Source organism: Blautia marasmi (assembly GCF_900258535.1).
Classification (GTDB): Bacteria; Bacillota; Clostridia; order Lachnospirales; family Lachnospiraceae; genus Blautia; species Blautia hominis.
Genome location: NZ_OIWX01000001.1, coordinates 4,805,044 through 4,824,105, shown reverse-complemented (window position 1 = coordinate 4,824,105; position 19,062 = coordinate 4,805,044). Strand labels below are relative to the sequence as shown.

Sequence of the window (19,062 nt, the reverse complement as noted above, 5' to 3'; positions counted from 1 at the left end):
AAACGGATTTCTCTGTTCCGCTCCCACCTCTTGATCTTTAAATCACCACAATGATCCCGCCGTCGTTAGCATACATACTGCTGACACCCGCTGTATCTAAAAGGACCACATCTTTTACCGGAATCCGTTTCAATATGGCATCTCTCACAATCTCTGCCCGTTCCCGGCAGTTACAGTGTGAAATACCCAGAATCCTGTCCGCACTGTCTGCTGAACGCTCCACAATATAGTCCACCATCTTCATCAGCGCTTTGTTAATGCCTCTTGCCTGGTCAAGCTGTATGATCGTGCCTTCCGGGGTAGCTCCCATGACCGGCTTTATCTTCAGGGCTGTTGCCACAAACGCCTTCAGATTGCTCAGGCGTCCGTTCTTGCGCAGGGTCTCAAGGCTTTCCAGTACGAAATAAGTGTTCTGGCTTTCAATATAAGCCTCCACCTCCCGGACAATATCCTCGAACTCCATATCCTTGTTCTCGCACTCTTCGATCTTCAGAGCGATCAACGTCTCGCCCACAGACGCGGAGCGTGAATTGAAGATATGGATCTTTTTCTCAGGCTGGCTCTCCAGAAGAAGGTTCCTGCCGAGAACGGCGCTGTTGTAAGAGCCGCTCAGTTCTGAGGAGAGTGTCACTGCATACACATGGTCAGCCTCACAGTCATAGGCTTCCATATATCTCTCCGGGGAGGGACATGAGGATTTTGGACAGTTGGGGGATTCTGCCACTCTTTTTAAGAAATATGCCTGATCAAAGCTCTCATCATCCACTATATCTTCTTCATCGACAGTAAGAGTCAGGGATGCCCGCTCAATGGCCGGGTCTTCTTTCCAACGTTCTATTAATTCTCCGCAGCTGTCTATTACTATTTTATATCTCATCTTGCAACCTCTTATATGTAGTTTTTAATACTATGTTTTATGATAACACAAAACCATGCTGTTGAAAAGGGCTTTTTTCATGAAAATACTTTGATTTTTCCCGTTTTTCGTATATACTATTCATTAGACTATGACAGGAAGAGGAAATAATATCATGATAGCTTTACAGGTACAGGATGTAAAAGAATTTATGTCCCGTCTGCTTATAGGAACCGATTTTGATGCTTTCTGGCTTTGTGAGGCCAATGTGACCACATTTGTCTCCTACAAGATTGACGGTTCCCTCCACAAGGAGTTCTTTGATTCAGAACAGGCGGAAATGCTCCATGAGACTGAGCGCACCTTCTCTACGTGGAAGGAGATCAAACCCTTCTGCTTCTCCATCATGAAAGGAAAACATACCCCGCTGCACTTTAAAATCGTGTTCCAGCTCTCCAGGCAGAATGTAGAAAAACTGCTGACAGGAAGCGGACTTTCCTGGACACCGGCAGATGTCTTCGGCCTGTATCTGAACCTGCAGTACGACGGCAGTCATGTGACCTGCACCACAGGCACGTCCCTCAAAACCTTCTCCATGGACAAGTCCCTGGACCGGGTGTGGGATGAAATGGTAACAAAATTCTTCAGGCAGCAGCAGATTCCTGTACTGCCTGTCTGATTTACATGGAATCGTTATAAATAGTTTATGTGAAAGAAGGAAAAATATGCAAAATCATGAAACAAATGTTTTAAAACAGGAATGGATGGATAACCTGCATCTGTTCACCGGTGAGATGGAGTATCCGCAGGAGGCTGCCGAATCTCTTACGCAGTCCCTGGAACAGGTATTCCAATGCCCGGAAGTGCTCCATATACTTATATCTGCTGACCGCGCATACAGCGAAAACATCCATATGGACTATAAAAAAGTCCTGGAAGAGCTGAAGGATATCTCCCCCCGCTGCGGTGTCCACACTTATACCCTGCACATGCTCTTTTTCATTATCCTGTCACGAAAAACCAGGAAAATTTACGAGGAGCGGGGCATTGCACCGGAAATCTTCCGTGCATCCATGATGGACCTGCACTGGAAGCTGCTGGAATGCCGCAAAATGTTCGGTATTTGGGGCACCAGTGTGGCTGACTGGCAGATATGGTGGTTTGAGGTCAAACGTTTTGCTCTGGGGCGCTTCCAGTATGAACTGGTGCCCTTTGAGGAAACTTATGAAAAAAACGGTGTAACTCTGCATCCGGGGGACCTTGTCATCAATGTGCACATCCCCTCCTGCGGACGGCTTGTGAGAGAGGAATACATGAGATCCTACGCCATGGCAGCAGACTTTTTCCGGGATGCTTTTACAGACCGGCCTATCGTCTTTCTGTGCGAATCCTGGATGCTGTTTCCCGAACACAAGCTTTTTCTTCCGAAAACATCCAATATCCTGGGATTTATGCAGGATTATGATATCTATAAAGAGGAGTATAACAACGGAGATCTGTGGAGAATCTTTTATGAGGATTATGAAAAACCGGCAGCAGAACTGCCGGGAGATACCGGACTCCAGAGAGCTTACCGCTCCTGGCTGATGGAAGGCCATCAGGCAGGCCTCGGTTTCGGCATTTTTATTTATAAACAAGTAACAGTTCAGACAAGCTGAACTGTTACGCATCCAACCATTAAAAATCGCTTCGCGATGGGCCGGATGCCTGCCGGCACTGCTTTTTCATACGGTCAGCGCAGTGAATGCGCAGACCTGTCTGAACTGTTATATAAACAAAACTGACAGGAGAAAAATTATGATTCAGGATATTGCACCACATATTTACCACAACGAATATCTGCCCCATGAACCCCAAAAGAACAGTGTGCTGCTCTGCTATAAAAAAGACCAGATCTTTATGAAGGCTGCGGACGGGGAAATCTCCTTTCCCACCTATTCCGAAGCGGAAGCTGTATTTCCGGCTGTAAAAGACCTCTGGACTTACCTTTTTACCATAGATGAAACTGCCTATTATCTGGTATCCCAGCTTCCTTATGAGGAGATGCCAAACTATGCTTTTGAAAAAACGGACAGTTTGCGCACATTAAGCCCCCGTCATCTTATCTTTGCGGGGATCACGGGACATCAGCTCTATAAATGGTATAAAGGCCGCAGATTCTGCGGCTGCTGCGGCAGAAAGATGAAACCGGACAAAAAAGAACGTATGATGTACTGTCCCAACTGCCACACTATGGAATACCCAAAGCTCTCCCCAGCCGTTATTGTAGCTGTGAGAAACGGGGAAAAACTGCTTCTGTCAAAATATGCAGGCCGTGAGTTTACAAACTATGCCCTGATCGCAGGGTTTGCGGAAATCGGAGAACCCATTGAGGATACTGTTAGGCGCGAAGTCATGGAGGAGGTTGGACTCAAGGTAAAGAATCTCCGCTTTTACAAAAGCCAGCCCTGGTCTTTCACAGACACCCTGCTCTTTGGCTTTTTCTGTGACCTGGACGGGGATGACACCATCTGCCTGGATGAGGAAGAGCTGGCTCTGGCTGTATGGAAGGAGCGTTCCCAGATTCCTGTGGACGAATATGAAATCAGCCTTACCCGAGAAATGATGACACTTTTCAAAAACGGACTTGATGACAAAATCTAACTATAAAATGGCATTACCGGTAACTATTCAGCAGGTCTGCGCATTCACTGCGCTGACCGTAAGAAAGCATTCCGCAGCCAAGCAAAAATCCCATCGCCAAAGGCAATTCTGCATGGATCTTTGCCTGTAACTGTGAGGGTACTGAACAGTTACCATTACCGTTATAAATGTCACTGAAATGTCATTTTGCCCTGCTATACTGTGTTTCCATAAGGAGGATACACAATTATGGAAATACTCTCATGTAATGATCTAACAAAAATTTACGGCACCGGCCCTAATGCGGTCACTGCCCTGGACCATGTCACACTCTCCGTGGAAAGCGGAGAATTCGTAGCCATTGTGGGCGCTTCCGGTTCCGGAAAATCCACGCTTCTGCATCTTTTGGGAGGCGTGGACCGGCCCAGCGAAGGTGAAATCCGTATTGAAGACACCGATATTTCCACCCTGGACGAGGAGGCACTTGCCGCCTTCCGAAGGCGGAAAGTTGGTCTTATCTATCAGTTTTACAATCTGATCCCCACACTCACCATCAAGAAAAATATTTTGCTGCCTGTTCTTCTGGACGGACGCAAACCTGACCAGAAAAGGTTTGACCAGATCGTCACAACCTTGGGCCTGACCGACAGACTGGACCATCTCCCCGGAGAACTGTCAGGAGGCCAGCAGCAGCGGGCCGCCATTGCCAGAAGCCTGATCTGCCGCCCTGCCATCTTACTGGCAGATGAACCCACCGGCAATTTGGACCGGAAAAATTCCCAGGAGACACTGGATCTGCTGAAATTATCACACCGCCGGTTCGGGCAGACGGTCCTTCTGATCACCCATGACGAAAAGCTGGCATTGGAGGCTGACCGTATCCTGACCATGGAGGACGGCAGGGTCATCAAAGACCAGGTGAACCGGTCATGAAGATCCTGAGAGAATACACCCTGGATTTTATCCGGCGGAACAAACGCACAAGCTGTGCCATCATGATAGCCCTCTATCTGGCCAGCACCTTCCTCTCCGCCCTCTGCGGGTTTATCAATACCATGTGGAAGGATACCACCACACTCACGGTATTTAAATCCGGGGACTGGCACGGGGAATTGTTCGGTGAGTCCTTTGGCAGGGATCTGCCCCTCATCAAAGGGTATTCCACTGTGGACAGCGTCTTGATAAAAGGCGATTTTATCACAGCTGATATTGAGGACCCCAGAAGAGAATATCTATCCCTGCGCCGTGCCAATGCCGCATACTGGAAACATATGCCGGAAAAAAATGAGCTGGCGGACGGACGCGTTCCCGCAGCTCCCAATGAGATCGTCATATCAAAACAATATTTTGAAAACCATCCGGAATTTAAAATCGGCGATACCATAACCCTTCCCATGGGGGAACGGGTAAAAGACGGCACTGTCCTGCAGGCCACGGAACCGCTTCGCAGCGGGGAGACATTTACCAAAAAGGAGGAGCGCACCTTTACTATAGTAGGGATCCTGGACGCTGCCACCCCCTCCTCTGTCCCCTCCTATTATGCAATGGGCTACATGGAGGATGAGGAAATCCGGCCGGAGGAATCCATAACCGTATATCTGCGGTTCCGGTCCATCCGTGACACCTATAAGGACTTACCGCAAATAGCAGCTCTGATCGGCTGGGAAAAGGATGAATACGGTGATTATAATCTAAAATACAATACAGATTATCTCTCCCAGCATTTTGTCTTTCCTAAAGGACAGTTCCAAATTGACAATGTACTGGAAGCACTTGCATTTCCTATTATGTTTCTGTTCCTGGGGGTATTGGTGGTGGGGCTTTTTGTCCTGATCATCCACAATGCTTTCTCTCTGTCCGCCAATTCACGCATTACGCAGTTGGGCATTCTGGCAAGCATCGGCGCCTCTCCCAGCCAGATCCGGCAGTCCGTCATCTGGGAAGGCCTGTTCCTTATGCTTCTTCCCCTGCCTGCAGGACTTGCCACTGGATGGTTTCTGGATAATCTGCTGATACAATATGTGAACTCCATCAATGACGCAGCCAGAAGCGGCAATATACCGAAGGTCACTTTTTCATACGGACTGCCCAGTATCCTGCCTGCCATACTGCTCACCTTTTTTACCGTGTGGTTCTCAGCCAGGATCCCTGCCAGAAAAATAGCCCGTCTGACTCCCATTGAGGCGATCCGCCAGGGTGGAAGTGGAAATATAAAGAAGACCCGCTCCCGGCACATACTCTCCCGCTTCTTCGGGATTGAGGGAGAAATAGCTTCCAGCGCACTTTCTTCCAGAAAACGATCCTATCGGACAGCTACCATCTCTCTGACCCTTTCCTTTCTGGTCCTGGCCTGTTTCTGGCACTTAAACGCTTTCAGGGCGGTCCAGGCAGAGTTCTCCGCAAAGGAGGAGCAAAACCAGGCGGATATTGAGTATTACCTGGATAACGGCCAGGCACCGGAACCGGAAATCCTTAAGGACCTGAAACGTTTTCCCCATGTAAAGGAAGCGGTCTTTTATTCTAATTTAAAGTCTGCGCTCTGGGTCACACCGGATATGGTGTCAGATGAGCTGGAAAATGCCGGGGGCATGGATGCTGTGGTCGACACAGGGAAATATTATCCCATTAAAAGAGACGGGCAATACCGGGTGCAGAACTATTTCATTGGACTGGATGACGAATCCTTCACTGCATACTGCAGCACTCTGGGCATTGACCCTGCGCCTTATTTTGATACTGCAGATATTCAGTCTGTTGTCTGCAACAGCATTGCCGATAAAGTGAATGCCACGTCCACCGAGACGGATATCATAGACTTTCTCAAGATACAGGAGGGTGACATCCTGACCTTTACCGATAAGATCCTGGATGAGGAGGAAGGGGAATCGAACATTCAGGTGAAGGCCGGACACATTACAGACCAATCTCCTCTCCCCGGTGTGGAATTTCCCGGGTATACACTGCTTCAGTTTGTACCTATGAGCACCCTGGATTCTATTTCCGAAACCTTCAGGGAAAAACGACGTCTGGGCGCTTACCATGCCATTGGCCTATTCAAAGCCGACGACAGAAAATACATCCCCCAAATCAGAGATGAACTGGAAACATTCAGTGACAAATATTATGGCTCCGGTGATTATATTATTTCCGATATCCTGGAAAAAGAAAAACTGGACAAAGACACCAGCAAAATGTACAGTGCGATCATTTTCTTTATCTCCGGGCTGATGGCCGTCATCGGTCTCTCCAATGTATGGGCAACCATATCCGGGACCCTGAAAAGCCGCAGACGGGAACTCTCCACACTGCGCTCCGTAGGCCTCTCTCCAAGAGCACTGTCACGTATATTATCCCTGGAAGCCCTGCTGTTCGGGCTGACACCATTCCTTATCAGTCTTCCCGTACAGGTGTTGTTCGTAGCATTCTTCCTGAACGCATCAGGACTGCCCTTTGGCGCTTATCTAGTACACGCGCCGTTTTTGAAGATTCTTGCATACACGGCTCTGCTGCTGGCTGTCATGCTGGCAACCTATGCCTCCGGCAGCAGAAAAATACGAAAAGAAAATATTATTGATGCACTGAAAGACGATACGGTTTAGAGTGGGGCGTGGGGATCATCTTTTTCCCTCATAAAACCTTACAGTAAAACATGCTCCCCCATTTTCTCTATTCTCTGCCCGCAGAGTACCGTTCTGCCGCTCAATCAGTGATTTTGACAAGGCCAGACCAATGCCGATACTGTCCTTACAGGCATTTTTTCCCCGGTAAAACCGCTGAAAAAGATGCGGCAGGTCATCCTGATCAAACCCGGGGCCGTTGTCCGCCACCAGGATCTCCGTATAAAGGGGATTCTGGTGGTATTTTATTGCGATCCTTCCGCCCTCCCCTGCATGTTCACTGCAGTTTTTTATCAGATTGGATAAGGCCTCAGCCGTCCAGTGTCTGTCACCGCAGAAAACAGCCTCCGGCTGCATCTGTACATCCAGGACCTGCTCTCTCTTTTTTATCTGCGGTTCCAGAGGTTCACAGGCCTGGATGATCACAGAGGCAGCATCCAGACTTTCCTGTTCCAGTTCCAGTGTTCCCGCGTCCAGTCTGGACAGAGTCAAAAGTCCGGCGACCAGATATTCCATCCGGGAGATCTGGCTTTCCAGACGTTCCAGATAAACCTTTGTTTCCCGGATCTCTCCCTCCTCCTGAATCAGTTGTACCATCAGGGACATAGAGGTAATGGGCGTCTTTAGCTGGTGTGCAATATCTGCCAGATTATCCGCCAGATTCTGCCGTTCCCTGCACGCATCCTCCTTTGTCCTGCGAAGCTCCCGGACTGTCTTATATATTTCATCCTCCAGTATGGAGAAAGAGTCCTCCTTGCGGGCCAGCATAGTCTCACGGCCCTGATTCACATCCTCCAGGTAGGCGGTCAGTTCCCCAACGCGGCGGGCTTTCATGCGCTCTCCCTTGGTATACCAAAACAGCCAGATAAGGAATATCCCTGCAAATCCCACACAGGAAATCCCCAGATATACAGGAAGGAGGCCGCCCCGGTAAAATCCAGCCGTATATCCATATCTGTCCAGCCACTCTTTTCCCTCCCGGGATACAGATGCACTCCGGCTTTCTCTCAGAATCTCCGTCACCTTTTCCGTAAGTTCCGGTTCCTCCACCATAGTGTAGGAGATCATATGCTCCGCATTCTTTCTCTGCGTGTGAGAGGAAATCACGGAAAAGCAAAAACCCAGAGCTGTTCCCAGGAAAAGTGCCGCCGCAAGTGCTGCCAGTATGGTGATCCTCCTTGCTCTCTTATCCATTCTCAGTGTTCTCCTCCATACGGTAACCGATCCCCCGGAGTGTCTGGATCTGCTTCGGGTTCCCCAGCTTTTCCCTGAGACGTTTCATAGTGACTGTCAAGGTATTGTCATTGACAAAATTTCCATCCGCATCCCACAGAAGCTCAAGAAGACGGTTCCTGGTTATGGCCTGGTTCTTATTTTCCAAAAGCACCCTAAGCAGGCGCAGTTCTCCGGCTGTCAAAACCACCTCCGCGGTTCCTATATATGCTTTCAGCTTCTCTGTATCCATGGAAATATCACCGCAGATGAGCCTTCCCTTTTCCGCCGTCCTGCTGCTCCTTCTTAAAACAGCACGGATTCTGGAGGAAAGAACAGACAGGAGGAACGGCTTCACAATATAATCATCCGCTCCCATATCCAGTCCTCTTACAATATCCTTCTCATCATCCCGCACAGTGAGAAATATAACAGGAAGTGTTTCATCAAAAGCCTTTACCTGCCGGCAGAAGGAAAAGCCGTTCCCATCCGGCAGATTCAAATCCAGGAGCACAAGATCCGTCTTTTCATCCAGGCAGGATTGTGCCTCCTTTAAGGTCCGGCACCAGACAGTGGTGCTGCCCTCTTTTTTCATTGCGCGCTCTATTCCAAAAGCAATTGTCTCATCATCCTCCAGCAGTAAAATATGCGGCATAATATATCTCCCTCAAAAATAAAATAAGTCCTCGAATTTCTTGTCCAGTGCAATGCATAAGATCAGTGCCAGTTTTGCTGTTGGATTAAACTGTCCCGTCTCAATGGAGCTGATGGTGTTTCTGGACACTCCCACCATCTCCGCCAACTGGTTCTGGGACAGTTTTTTCTCACTTCTGGCTTCCTTCAGGCGGTTTTTTAAAATCAATTCATCGTCCATCTTCAGCCCACCTAAAAGATCTCACTGATATAACCCACAAACAGCAGCACGGCAGCCAGCGCTGACACAATTCCCAGTCCTGTCTCAAATCTCTTGTGAAGCTTCACACCGTTATACAGATAATGAATCCCCATACTCACAAAAAATATGCAGTACACATCACTCCAGGGCTGTCCCGCCACAATTTTTACGATCATCAGCGCCAAAGTCACCAAAAGGATCCCCATCAGCACAAAGCTGAATCCTTTCTGCGTGACCTGCATTTCCCATTCATCCATGGAGCCTTTCTTTTTGTTCCTGGCCCGCTCTAAAACTTCCTTTTTCTCCATTACAGCACCATCCTCTCTTTGCCAAGTTTTCTTGTCATCTATATTATAACATGCCAAGTTTTCTTGTCAACACTTTTTGCCAAGTTTTCTTTGCAGACATCTGGCAAACGTTACTGTACACCCCATGCCCAGTAACACGCTTCGTGATGCACAAATATGGAGCATTCTGCTCCATATCGCGCTGGCTGCCTCGGGATTTTCATGCTTCCGGCATGAAAACGCCTCCCGGTACAGTGGCCTGTGTACAGTAACTGGCAAACGTTACTGTACACTCCGTGTCCAGTAACACGCTTCGCGATGCACAAATATGGAGCATTCTGCTCCATATCGCGCTGGCTGCCTCGGGATTTTCATGCTTCCGGCATGAAAACGCCTCCCGTATAGTGGCCTGTGTACAGTAACTGGCAAACAGCTGCTGCTGTGAACGCAAAAAAGTGCAGCTGTAAAAAATCATTTTTACAACTGCACTATGCTCGTTCCTCTTAGTTCTACACTCTGTTTCTTATTTTGCCAGCATCATCATAATGTCATTGCTGCGTGCCACAAATTTTGTCATTTCTTCAGGTGTAAGCTGTCTGTGGCTCAGTACAGCCAGATCATAGAGCTGTTCACAGATTACTTTTGTATTATCTGTATCTCCGTTGTCCAGAACATACTGTACCAGCTTATTATTGGCATTCAGTATCAGAGTCTCCTGTCCGCCGAACATGGACGGGTCCATGCCGTACATATTATACATTTTCATCATTTCCTGCATACGGCGGCTTTCCTCTGAAACTGTCATCATGGAAGAAACATTTTCATTTTTCAGTTTTTCCACTTTGACGGTCAGGTTCTCTTTATTCAGCACCTTCTTGAACAGTTCTGAAAGTGTCTTTGTCTCCTCCTCAAGCGCTGCTGCGTCATCTTCTTTTACAGAGTCATTGATATCCGCATCAATGCGAAGGAATCTCACATTTTCTTTGATCTGCTCTACATGGGAGATAAACGGGGAGTCAATATTGTGCTTCATGATGACAGCATCCTGGCCCTCTTCCCTGAACATATTAATGTACTGGCTCTGCTGTACTTCATCTGTCACATAGTAAATATTTGTCTTCTCCGGTTCTTTCTCTTCTTCGTCTTTCTTGCCGTCCTCTGCAGTCTCCTCTTTTGTTTCCTCAACTACAGTTTCCTCAGCCTCTTTGACCTCTTCCGGTTTTTCATTGGCTTTGATGCAGTCCTCCAGAGTCAGATACTTGCCGTCGATATTCTTATACAGGATATAATCCATCATTCTCTCTGAGAATTTTGTATCCTTTAAGCAGCCAAATTTGATAAATGGGCTGATATCATCCCAGTATTTTTCATAATTTTCCCTGTCTGTCTTGCACATGCCGGACAGCTTGTCAGCTACCTTTTTGCTGATATACTCAGAGATTTTCTTTACAAATCCGTCGTTCTGCAGCGCACTTCTGGATACGTTCAGAGGCAGGTCCGGGCAGTCGATCACACCCTTTAACAGCATTAAGAATTCAGGGATCACTTCCTTAATATTGTCCGCAATGAACACCTGGTTGTTGTACAGCTTGATGGTTCCCTCAATGGATTCATATTCCATGTTGATTTTCGGGAAATACAGGATACCTTTCAGGTTGAACGGATAATCCATGTTCAGATGGATCCAGAACAGAGGCTCCTTGTAATCCATAAATACTTTTCTGTAGAACTCTTTGTACTCCTCGTCTGTGCAGTCATTGGGATGTTTTGTCCACAGCGGATGGGTATCGCTTAAAGATACCGGGCGTTTATTGATCTTTACTTTGTCCTGAGCCGGTGACACCTCAACGATTTCTTTTTCACCGTTCTCGTTTTCCTTCTCCTCTGTCTTGGCCTCCTCGTGGATATGCTCTACAATTACATCATCCTCTTTCAGGTCCGCCTCGTCAATGGTCTCATATTCCTGCTCTGCGTTAGCTTTGGACAGGAAGATCTCAACCGGCATGAAGGAACAGTATTTCTCAATAATTTCTCTTGCACGGTATTCATTGGCAAACTCCAGAGCATCTTCATTGAGGAAAAGGGTGATCTCCGTACCAACCTCTGTACGGCTGCCCTCACCAATCTCATACTCTGTGCCGCCGTCACATTCCCAGTGTACCGGTACGGAATCCTCTTTGTAGGAAAGTGTATCAATGTGCACTTCGTCAGCTACCATAAAAGCGGAGTAGAATCCCAGACCGAAATGGCCGATGATCTGGTCCTCGTTTGTCTTGTCTTTGTATTTCTCCAGAAACTCTGTTGCGCCTGAAAATGCGATCTGAGTGATATATTCTTCCACCTCATCAGCAGTCATGCCAAGTCCGGTGTCGATAAATTTCAGAGTCTTTTCTTCCGGATTCACGATCACTTCAATTCTGTTCTTATGTCCTTCCGGGAATGTGTACTCACCCATAACCTCTAATTTTTTCAGTTTGGTGATGGCATCACATCCGTTGGAAATCATCTCACGGAAGAAAATGTCATGGTCGGAATACAACCATTTCTTAATGATCGGAAAAATATTGTCGCTATTGATTGATAAATTACCACGCTTGTTAGCCATGATATGCATCTCCTTTGCCTTTTCTCTGTATTCTTGTTATTTATTACAGAAAACCATACTCCGGTTTCTGCTGCTAAAAACAATATTAATACCCATTCGTGAAAAAGTCAAGAGAAAATTAGCACTCGTTTCAAGCGAGTGCTAACATTGTGTTCTTCCCTTTCTTTTTGCATACATAGATTGATCCGACACAGACTCAATTTTTAAGGTTGTCCGGTTGGCAGGCTGTTGCCCGCGCCCTCTCAATTTTAATCACTGCAGGTATCTGCCTCACTGTCTTCTGTCTGAGTAAGTCCACATTCTTCCAAAAGGTCAGCCGGAAGATAACTGATTGATAATTGCTCTTCTTCTGAAAGTCCATTATACCACGTAAGCCATTCTATGGTTTCATCGGAAAGAGCCGCCCGTTCGACCCATCTGTCTTGAAACAGGATCCATGTATTGTCAGCGTCTGGCTGTTTATGATCATTACAGCCCATAAGGACAGCCATTGCAAAAAATAACGATCCGCATAAAAGCCATAATCTTCTGGTAATCTCATATCACCTCTTCCTTAAACATTTTACACTCCGGCGGGAGCTGCCTCTCTTTTACTTTTTCCACGGACGTTTTTTACCCGTCCATCCTTTTTCACGCCAGTAATCTGCGTCTGCCTCATTCCAGCCGTTTTTTTGTACATGTCTCATAACACCAAAGAATGCCTTTGTTTTTAAAGAGGGTCTGACATTGCCATAATTTTTTCTGATCTTTCGAGCCAGAGATGAAGTTTTCTTTTCAATACGGTGTTTTATCTTGTCGTCAACCCGATTCCATGAGACTTCCTTAACCGCTTCCCCATATTTATAGGTCTTTCCAATTCCCCAAAAGAATGTACTGTCTGCCATATCCTTATTCGTACTCCTCATGCCTCCGCCTGCTGCTGTTGAAATACAGACTGCCTGCTTGTGAAACATTTTTTCTTCTGGACGATGTACCAGCCATCTATAGCCATAATGGTCTAAAAAGACCTTCATGGCGCCTGTAGCGTGAAAAACATATACAGGGCTGGCCAAAATGATCACATCGGCGTTATCCAGGGCTTCTGTAATGGGCTTCAGACTTTCGTAATGAGGACATAACGTTTCAGATTTCTCAAAACAATTGGTGCACCCCACGCAAAAAGAGCGAAAATCCCTCGGCAGAAAAAATTCCGTAACCTCACCTTTCAACTTTTCGGAAAGTATTTTTGCAATATGATAAGTTGAACCTTTATGACTCTGTCCATGTACGATCGTTATATTCACTGCCGAATCCTCCATTTAAATTTTAACTTTCTAACGCTGTCTCAACTGCTCGTTTTGCATGGATCAGAGTTGTATCAAAAACAGGCAGTGAAGAGTCAGACGGATGAATGAGGAGTCCAATTTCAGTACATCCGAGGATGACACCGTCCGCTCCCTTGTCCTTCAGCCTATCAATGATCTTTTGGAATTTTTTGCGGGATTCCTTCCTGATCTCCCCTATGCAAAGTTCACGGAAGATGATCGCATTGACCGTATCAATATCCTCTTCCTCCGGTATTATTACATCTATGCCTCTGTCTATCAGCTTTTGCTTATAAAACTCTTGTGTCATAGTGTATTTGGTTCCTAATAAACCCACTCTCTGAATATGACATTTTTCAAGTTCTTCTGCTGTGGCATCGGCTATATGTATGATAGGAATATGTATCATTGATGATATCTGAGGAACTACTTTGTGCATGGTATTTGTACAGATCAAAATAAAGTCAGCACCGGCTGCTTCCAACCCCTGCGCCGCTTTGCCAAGTATATCTCCGCTCTTTTTCCAGTCACCGCTTGACTGACATTTTTCAATTTCATCAAATTCTACGCTATAAAGAATGATTTTCGCAGAATGAAGTCCTCCAAGTCTATTTTTCACTTCTTCGTTTATGATTCGATAATACGGAACTGTGCTCTCCCAGCTCATTCCGCCAATTAGTCCGATCGTTTTCATTTCAGGCACTCCTTAACCTCTTATTTTCCGGCTTTAAAAAGTATATTCAGCTATGCAGCCGCTCTATGATGCTATTTATATTTTCTTCAACGGGCAAGGTCCCATCCACATGTATGACAGGACAGCGCAAGGCTTGTACCCATTCTTCAACCTCATCCTCTGTTCTGGATCTGACCATATCAAAAAATGCACGTTCCTGTTCATATAAAGTTCCACCGGACAGCATTCTGCTGCCGAATTTTTGAAAAGAACGATTTTTCACCCTTTGCAGCCGAATATTTTTTGGTACGTCAATGACCACTGCATATTGATAAAACGGTAGGATATCTTTCCCGTAATCCCCTTTCACAGCGACAAAGACAAAGTTTTCGTGTGTACTGATCTCATGCAGCAGAAGTTTTTCCACTTCTTCACGGGATCGTGGCGATGCATAAATATAATGAGCGTCTGTTTTTGGAAAAAACAAATCTTCATTATCAATAAAATGAAAACCCAGTTTCTCTGCCAACGCTTTTCCCAGTGTACTCTTTCCGGCACCATTTAAGCCGCATATCATAATCCCTGTTCCCATTCATATCTCTCCGTTTCCTGATCTCTATCCACCGTCACTTTTTAGCAGACCTGGCATTTTCCATATCGCTGCACAAAAGTTCTTTGCTTTCGACCGGTGAACAGAACAGATTCAGTTTTTATTATACGCCCCTTAAGGGCGCAATGCAAATTTCTATGGGAAACAATACCACACCGTTTTGTGTTGACACCATACCGGAGAAACCCTACAATCAAAATGTAATAAGCCGCCTAATGTAAAGTATGAAATACACACAGGTAAAAATATATATGGACAGAAAAAAACTTGTTGATCAGATTATTGATCATATAATACAGCATTTAGATGATGATTTATCACTTGATTCCATATCTGCTCAGTTTTATATCTCAAAATATCATTTTAGCCGGATATTTAAGGAAGAAACCGGTGAAAGCATCTATGCATTTATTAAACGCTGTAAAATTGACCAAAGCGCAATTGATATGAAACTAAATCCAATGAAAACAGTAACTGACATCGGATTAGATTACGGATATAGTTCTTCCAATTATAGTTCTGTATTCAGAAAACACCATGATACTTCTCCTTCTATGTTTCGGCAGTCAATCCCAACTCATAGTATGCCTGTTCCTTTTTCCCCTGCACGAACGGCTCACTTTAAAACTGCGGAGGAATATGCTGCCCAAATCGAAATCCAAGAGTCCCCTGACCTTTTTGTGATCTATGAACGTTTTATCGGAAATTATGTGGACATTGAAAAAAACTGGTATCTCTTTTTAGATAAGTATAAAGCGTTTATGAATGAGAGGACCATTCTGGCAGAACGTTTTTTTAATGATCCTGCTATTACAAACGCTTCTCAATGTATCTGCGATATTTGTATGACAGTTGGGCAGGACTGCACGCTTGATAATGTCATGTGGATAAATGGCGGCAAATGGATCGTGTATCATTTCCAAGGAGAGATCAAGGACATTTTCGAGACATTGCAAGGAGTTTTCAACGTTTGGCTGCCGGGGAGCGGTTATAAAATGGCAAAACGGTATGGTTTAAATATTTATCGCCATATTGACCGAGGCTGCCATCAGGTTGTCATGGATTTATGCATACCCGTTTCATAAAAGCAAGAATTCAGAAGTCAACAAGTGACTTTCTTTCTATAATCAGAAGTACCAAGAAATACTTCTATAAAGAAAGAGAGTCATTTTTTATGCCGTCAGATGAAAATGATATTCATAATCAGAAATAATAGAAGTCTGTCTCATCCATCAAATGAAAGAAAAAGGAGAAAACTATGTTTGATATAAGGAAAATTCAAGAGAATGTAATTTACAATTCTGTCCTGGCAGAAAGCAATGCAGATGCAGCCAATGAAGTCGTGTACGGCAAAGAGCGGTCCGCAAATGGAGAAAGTAATGCTGATTGGGTAAAATCTGCAATGAACCGATTGGAAAACCGTTTTGACCGTCAAACGATAAAAAAAATACGCATGAACTGCCAATGTGGTTACGGGATGGAGGAAAAGCTTGCGCTTGTAAGAGAGCTGATGTCCGGTGCATCAAGCATAGAAGAATTTGCAAATTCAAAGAAAGCTGAGGCTGCCGGGCTTTTTTGCAAAGACGGGGAACTCTATCTGCGGTTTGATTTCTGCCCCTGCCCTATGCTTGCAGAAGTGGATAGATTAGAGACAAATACATGGTGCCAGTGCACTACCGGTTACAGTAAAGTCCTTTTTGAAAAAGCGTTTGCCTGCACTGCGGATGTGGAATTACTAAAAAGTATAAAGATGGGCCATGATATATGCCTTATGAAGATCATTCTCCATAACCCACTCTGGCAATAACATAAGTCCATGGCAATTGATGCAAGAACGGATATAGTCTCCAAAATCTGTTTATGAATGGAAGCGACCGTAGAAGCTGTTCGGTCATACTTTACCAACAATTTAAAAACTTGAACTTTTGCTATGTCTTTCCATAAAATGAAAACAGTTAGTCTGAATGCTGATACGCCCTTGACCACCTGACAGATGGCGTATCATCATACAGACTAACTGCTATTAGCAAGAAAAACTAAGCTATAATAGAACAGAAACCTGGTTATCTTCGTACTATTCCATGCCGCTTTCCATTTTTTTAATCGCTTCTTCCACATCGGGAACAAAAAAGAAATCCTTCCCTTTATTGCTTTCATAAATAAAATCATGGAGAGCTTTACTGGTGTAACCGGAAAAATCACCGATAATGGCAAGCTTTATACCATAATTTACATATTTCTGAAGAATTTCCCCTGCAAGTTTTGTTGACAAAGCAAAAAAATCTTCGGTTACGCATTCTTTGGGGATCACCAGATTAGACGCCCCCGTATCGTAGCGGATTGTCATTGCGAAATCTAAAGCGGATTGTAAATCCGTAATGATTAAACTGTCATTTTGGACCACTGCAATGTTTTTGTGTGTTCCTTTTCGTGTAATATTCATTATAAACTCCTTTATGTGTCTGAAAATCATTATAATGCCCGCATAAGGGGCATTGATCATTGGAGGGGACCCGGTCAAAACAGGATTTCACTATCTCTGATCGCTGGGATCATTCCACAGTCTGTCCTGTTACAACAGAGATAAATTCTAACATTTCCTGTATAAAGCGAAGATTTCCCCATAGTGTAACTCTAACTTTATTTTCATGTTCTAAAAATTGAGCATACATTGTGGATTTTCCATACTCTTTCGGTTTGCAGTTCAAAGATGCTGTAAGTAGATTGACAAGCTGCATCCCTTCCCCGTTGTCACTGACCGTAATATCCGCAACACAGGAAATGGAAACTCTGTTTTTGCTGATATCAGCCGCTTCTGCGCCTGTCAAACCAACATTTTCAGTAAATACACTTAAGTCATGGCCTGTCACACGCCAACTTTTTCCAACCTTATGAGCCTTCAGTCTTCCTTCACGGATATATCTTTGAATTGTTTTAGGGTGCAGGGCAAGCAGCTCTGCTATTTGTTCGACTGTATAATACTTTTCCATTCCTTTTTATTCCTTATTATTCTTTTTTATGGAATTATAAGTTATATTAAGGAATTTGTCAACCTTATTTTACCTCTCTGGGTCTATAGACTTCCCCCTTTTCATGCTTTCAATCAATCCTCTTCAACAAAGTTGAAGATGCAAGATCCTGCATCACGCAGTATACCCTCAGGGAAAACACCTCTTTCCTTTTCGTATTTGCTCTGTTATACTTTTAAGAAATCTAAGGAGAAAATGGGAGGTCATCCGCATGAAAGAAATCAAAGCAGAAATCAAGATAAAGGATTTAGATAAAATAGATATCAGAGTAGGAACCATAGAAACGGTTGAAGATGTACCTGCATCAGACAGACTCATTAAAATGACTGTCGATTTTGGTGCATTTAAAAGAACCATACTTGTTGGTATGAAAAAGGAACGGGAAAATCCCAAGGAAGTAGAAGGTAAGCAGGCATTGTTTGTGGTCAATTTAGCACCACGGGAGATGTTCGGCATAGAATCTCACGGTATGTTATGGGATATCGGTTACGAGGACGGAATTATCCCTGTACTTGCAATGCCCGAAAAGCCTGTACCAAACGGTACGAGAGTTGGATAATATGTACCGGAGGATACATGATTTCCTGCAAATATAAAAACGAGGCAGCTGCAGCCGGTCCATCCTTAAACGAACCGGCTGTCTCTGCCACACTTAATCCTCGTTTTCAATTTTCTGCGCCACGATAAAGATATTTGGCGGATTTTTGTGAAGATTAACGATCTCCAGCACCAGAAATCCCTTTTTCTGAATTTTACGCATTAGGCCAATGGGCGTGTCAAAAGCAACATAGGGCATCAGGTGTAGTTTGCTTTTCACAAACTTTTTAATGGAATCTTTTGAAAAGTTCCTGCCCAGACAGTCTGTAGCGGATATAAACACCCCGCCGGGCTTCAAAAGAGACCATATCTTTTCCAGCACTTCATCCCTGTCCTGCAGATATAAAAGCACATTAAAAGCGGTTACCACGTCAAAACTGCCCGGTTCCCCGCTGAAATTCATCATATCCGTGTGACAGAACGTGATATTGTGACACGCTTCCCTTGCTGCCTTCTGCACGGCTTGCTCCATCATCTCCTCTGATGTATCGATCGCCACGATCTCCCTCACCTTCTGTGAGATTGGAATGGTGGTATTGCCTGTCCCGCATCCGAAATCCAGGACCTTTGCCTCCTCATTCAGGTACGGCAGTGTACGCTTCACTGTCTTTTTATAGGCTTTTTTATATACCTTCCACACCTGGTCGTCGTAAACTCTGGATCTCCTGTTCCAGAAATATTCATTGTCTGATGGTTTTTTTGACATCTCATGTTTCCCCTTTCCTTCATTGCCGCGGACTGCATCCGCTGTTTAA

At 45.0% G+C, this 19,062-nt stretch carries 21 protein-coding genes; 8 read left to right on the top strand and 13 right to left on the bottom strand.

Annotation, left to right across the window (positions count from 1 at the left end; translation table 11 throughout):
• Positions 1-37: 37 nt before the first annotated feature.
• On the bottom strand, positions 38-877 hold the full coding sequence (locus C6P39_RS21090; RefSeq protein ID WP_095175319.1) for a DegV family protein: 840 nt from the start codon (positions 875-877) through the stop codon (positions 38-40).
• A 154-nt stretch (positions 878-1,031) separates the two neighbouring features.
• Between C6P39_RS21090 and C6P39_RS21085 the strand changes: the two genes are divergently transcribed.
• The 5 genes from C6P39_RS21085 (at position 1,032) to C6P39_RS21065 (ending at position 7,077) form a co-directional block, all read left to right on the top strand.
• Positions 1,032-1,535: a DUF5721 family protein gene (locus C6P39_RS21085; protein ID WP_104805086.1), complete on the top strand. Its 504-nt coding sequence runs from the start codon at positions 1,032-1,034 to the stop codon at positions 1,533-1,535.
• A 46-nt stretch (positions 1,536-1,581) separates the two neighbouring features.
• The gene (locus C6P39_RS21080) at positions 1,582-2,514 is read left to right on the top strand and encodes an acyltransferase domain-containing protein (RefSeq protein WP_104805085.1); all 933 of its coding nucleotides are present in this window, start codon (positions 1,582-1,584) and stop codon (positions 2,512-2,514) included.
• Between the two features lie 139 nt (positions 2,515-2,653).
• Complete coding sequence (gene nudC, locus C6P39_RS21075; protein WP_104805084.1) at positions 2,654-3,499, top strand: NAD(+) diphosphatase; 846 nt, start codon at positions 2,654-2,656, stop codon at positions 3,497-3,499.
• 228 nt (positions 3,500-3,727) lie between these two features.
• On the top strand, positions 3,728-4,411 hold the full coding sequence (locus tag C6P39_RS21070; RefSeq protein ID WP_095175315.1) for an ABC transporter ATP-binding protein: 684 nt from the start codon (positions 3,728-3,730) through the stop codon (positions 4,409-4,411).
• The gene (locus C6P39_RS21065) at positions 4,408-7,077 is read left to right on the top strand and encodes an ABC transporter permease (protein WP_104805083.1); all 2,670 of its coding nucleotides are present in this window, start codon (positions 4,408-4,410) and stop codon (positions 7,075-7,077) included. The genes C6P39_RS21070 and C6P39_RS21065 overlap by 4 nt, the downstream gene beginning before the upstream one ends.
• Before the next feature lie 15 nt (positions 7,078-7,092).
• Here C6P39_RS21065 and C6P39_RS21060 read toward each other — a convergent pair whose 3' ends face one another.
• From C6P39_RS21060 to C6P39_RS21015, 9 genes are all read right to left on the bottom strand, one after another.
• Complete coding sequence (locus tag C6P39_RS21060; protein WP_104805082.1) at positions 7,093-8,289, bottom strand: sensor histidine kinase; 1,197 nt, start codon at positions 8,287-8,289, stop codon at positions 7,093-7,095.
• A complete protein-coding gene (locus tag C6P39_RS21055) occupies positions 8,282-8,962 on the bottom strand; it encodes a response regulator transcription factor (protein WP_104805081.1) in 681 nt (226 codons plus the stop codon). The genes C6P39_RS21060 and C6P39_RS21055 overlap by 8 nt, the downstream gene beginning before the upstream one ends.
• Before the next feature lie 12 nt (positions 8,963-8,974).
• Positions 8,975-9,181 (bottom strand): helix-turn-helix transcriptional regulator, encoded by a 207-nt coding sequence (locus tag C6P39_RS21050; RefSeq protein ID WP_095175311.1) that lies wholly within the window; start codon positions 9,179-9,181, stop codon positions 8,975-8,977.
• Between the two features lie 11 nt (positions 9,182-9,192).
• Positions 9,193-9,510, bottom strand: coding sequence for a DUF6442 family protein (locus C6P39_RS21045; protein WP_095175310.1), 318 nt, complete (start codon positions 9,508-9,510; stop codon positions 9,193-9,195).
• Positions 9,511-10,012: 502 nt separating this feature from the next.
• Positions 10,013-12,094: a molecular chaperone HtpG gene (gene htpG / locus C6P39_RS21035; RefSeq protein WP_104805079.1), complete on the bottom strand. Its 2,082-nt coding sequence runs from the start codon at positions 12,092-12,094 to the stop codon at positions 10,013-10,015.
• A 248-nt stretch (positions 12,095-12,342) separates the two neighbouring features.
• Positions 12,343-12,573, bottom strand: a complete 231-nt coding sequence (locus C6P39_RS21030; RefSeq protein ID WP_158661649.1) for a hypothetical protein — start codon at positions 12,571-12,573, stop codon at positions 12,343-12,345.
• A gap of 111 nt (positions 12,574-12,684) precedes the next feature.
• Complete coding sequence (locus C6P39_RS21025) at positions 12,685-13,377, bottom strand: flavodoxin family protein (RefSeq protein ID WP_167388475.1); 693 nt, start codon at positions 13,375-13,377, stop codon at positions 12,685-12,687.
• Between the two features lie 22 nt (positions 13,378-13,399).
• Positions 13,400-14,092 (bottom strand): aspartate/glutamate racemase family protein, encoded by a 693-nt coding sequence (locus C6P39_RS21020; RefSeq protein WP_095175300.1) that lies wholly within the window; start codon positions 14,090-14,092, stop codon positions 13,400-13,402.
• 46 nt (positions 14,093-14,138) lie between these two features.
• Entirely contained in the window at positions 14,139-14,648 is a 510-nt protein-coding gene (locus C6P39_RS21015) for an AAA family ATPase (RefSeq protein ID WP_278278006.1), read from the bottom strand.
• Between the two features lie 284 nt (positions 14,649-14,932).
• On the opposite strand from C6P39_RS21015, the gene C6P39_RS21010 reads away from it, so the two are divergent.
• Positions 14,933-15,766: an AraC family transcriptional regulator gene (locus C6P39_RS21010; protein WP_095175298.1), complete on the top strand. Its 834-nt coding sequence runs from the start codon at positions 14,933-14,935 to the stop codon at positions 15,764-15,766.
• Positions 15,767-15,939: 173 nt separating this feature from the next.
• A complete protein-coding gene (locus C6P39_RS21005; protein ID WP_104805076.1) occupies positions 15,940-16,488 on the top strand; it encodes a DUF6144 family protein in 549 nt (182 codons plus the stop codon).
• A 267-nt stretch (positions 16,489-16,755) separates the two neighbouring features.
• Here C6P39_RS21005 and C6P39_RS21000 read toward each other — a convergent pair whose 3' ends face one another.
• Both C6P39_RS21000 and C6P39_RS28340 read right to left on the bottom strand, forming a co-directional pair.
• Positions 16,756-17,124, bottom strand: a complete 369-nt coding sequence (locus tag C6P39_RS21000; RefSeq protein ID WP_104805075.1) for a DUF4180 domain-containing protein — start codon at positions 17,122-17,124, stop codon at positions 16,756-16,758.
• Between the two features lie 109 nt (positions 17,125-17,233).
• Positions 17,234-17,671, bottom strand: coding sequence for a helix-turn-helix domain-containing protein (locus tag C6P39_RS28340; protein WP_104805074.1), 438 nt, complete (start codon positions 17,669-17,671; stop codon positions 17,234-17,236).
• A gap of 250 nt (positions 17,672-17,921) precedes the next feature.
• Here C6P39_RS28340 and C6P39_RS20990 point away from each other — a divergent pair, with 250 nt between their 5' ends.
• The gene (locus C6P39_RS20990) at positions 17,922-18,269 is read left to right on the top strand and encodes a tRNA-binding protein (RefSeq protein WP_095175288.1); all 348 of its coding nucleotides are present in this window, start codon (positions 17,922-17,924) and stop codon (positions 18,267-18,269) included.
• Positions 18,270-18,362: 93 nt separating this feature from the next.
• Here the strand turns inward: C6P39_RS20990 and C6P39_RS20985 are convergent, their stop codons facing one another.
• The gene (locus C6P39_RS20985) at positions 18,363-19,013 is read right to left on the bottom strand and encodes a class I SAM-dependent methyltransferase (RefSeq protein ID WP_095175287.1); all 651 of its coding nucleotides are present in this window, start codon (positions 19,011-19,013) and stop codon (positions 18,363-18,365) included.
• Positions 19,014-19,062 lie beyond the last annotated feature (49 nt).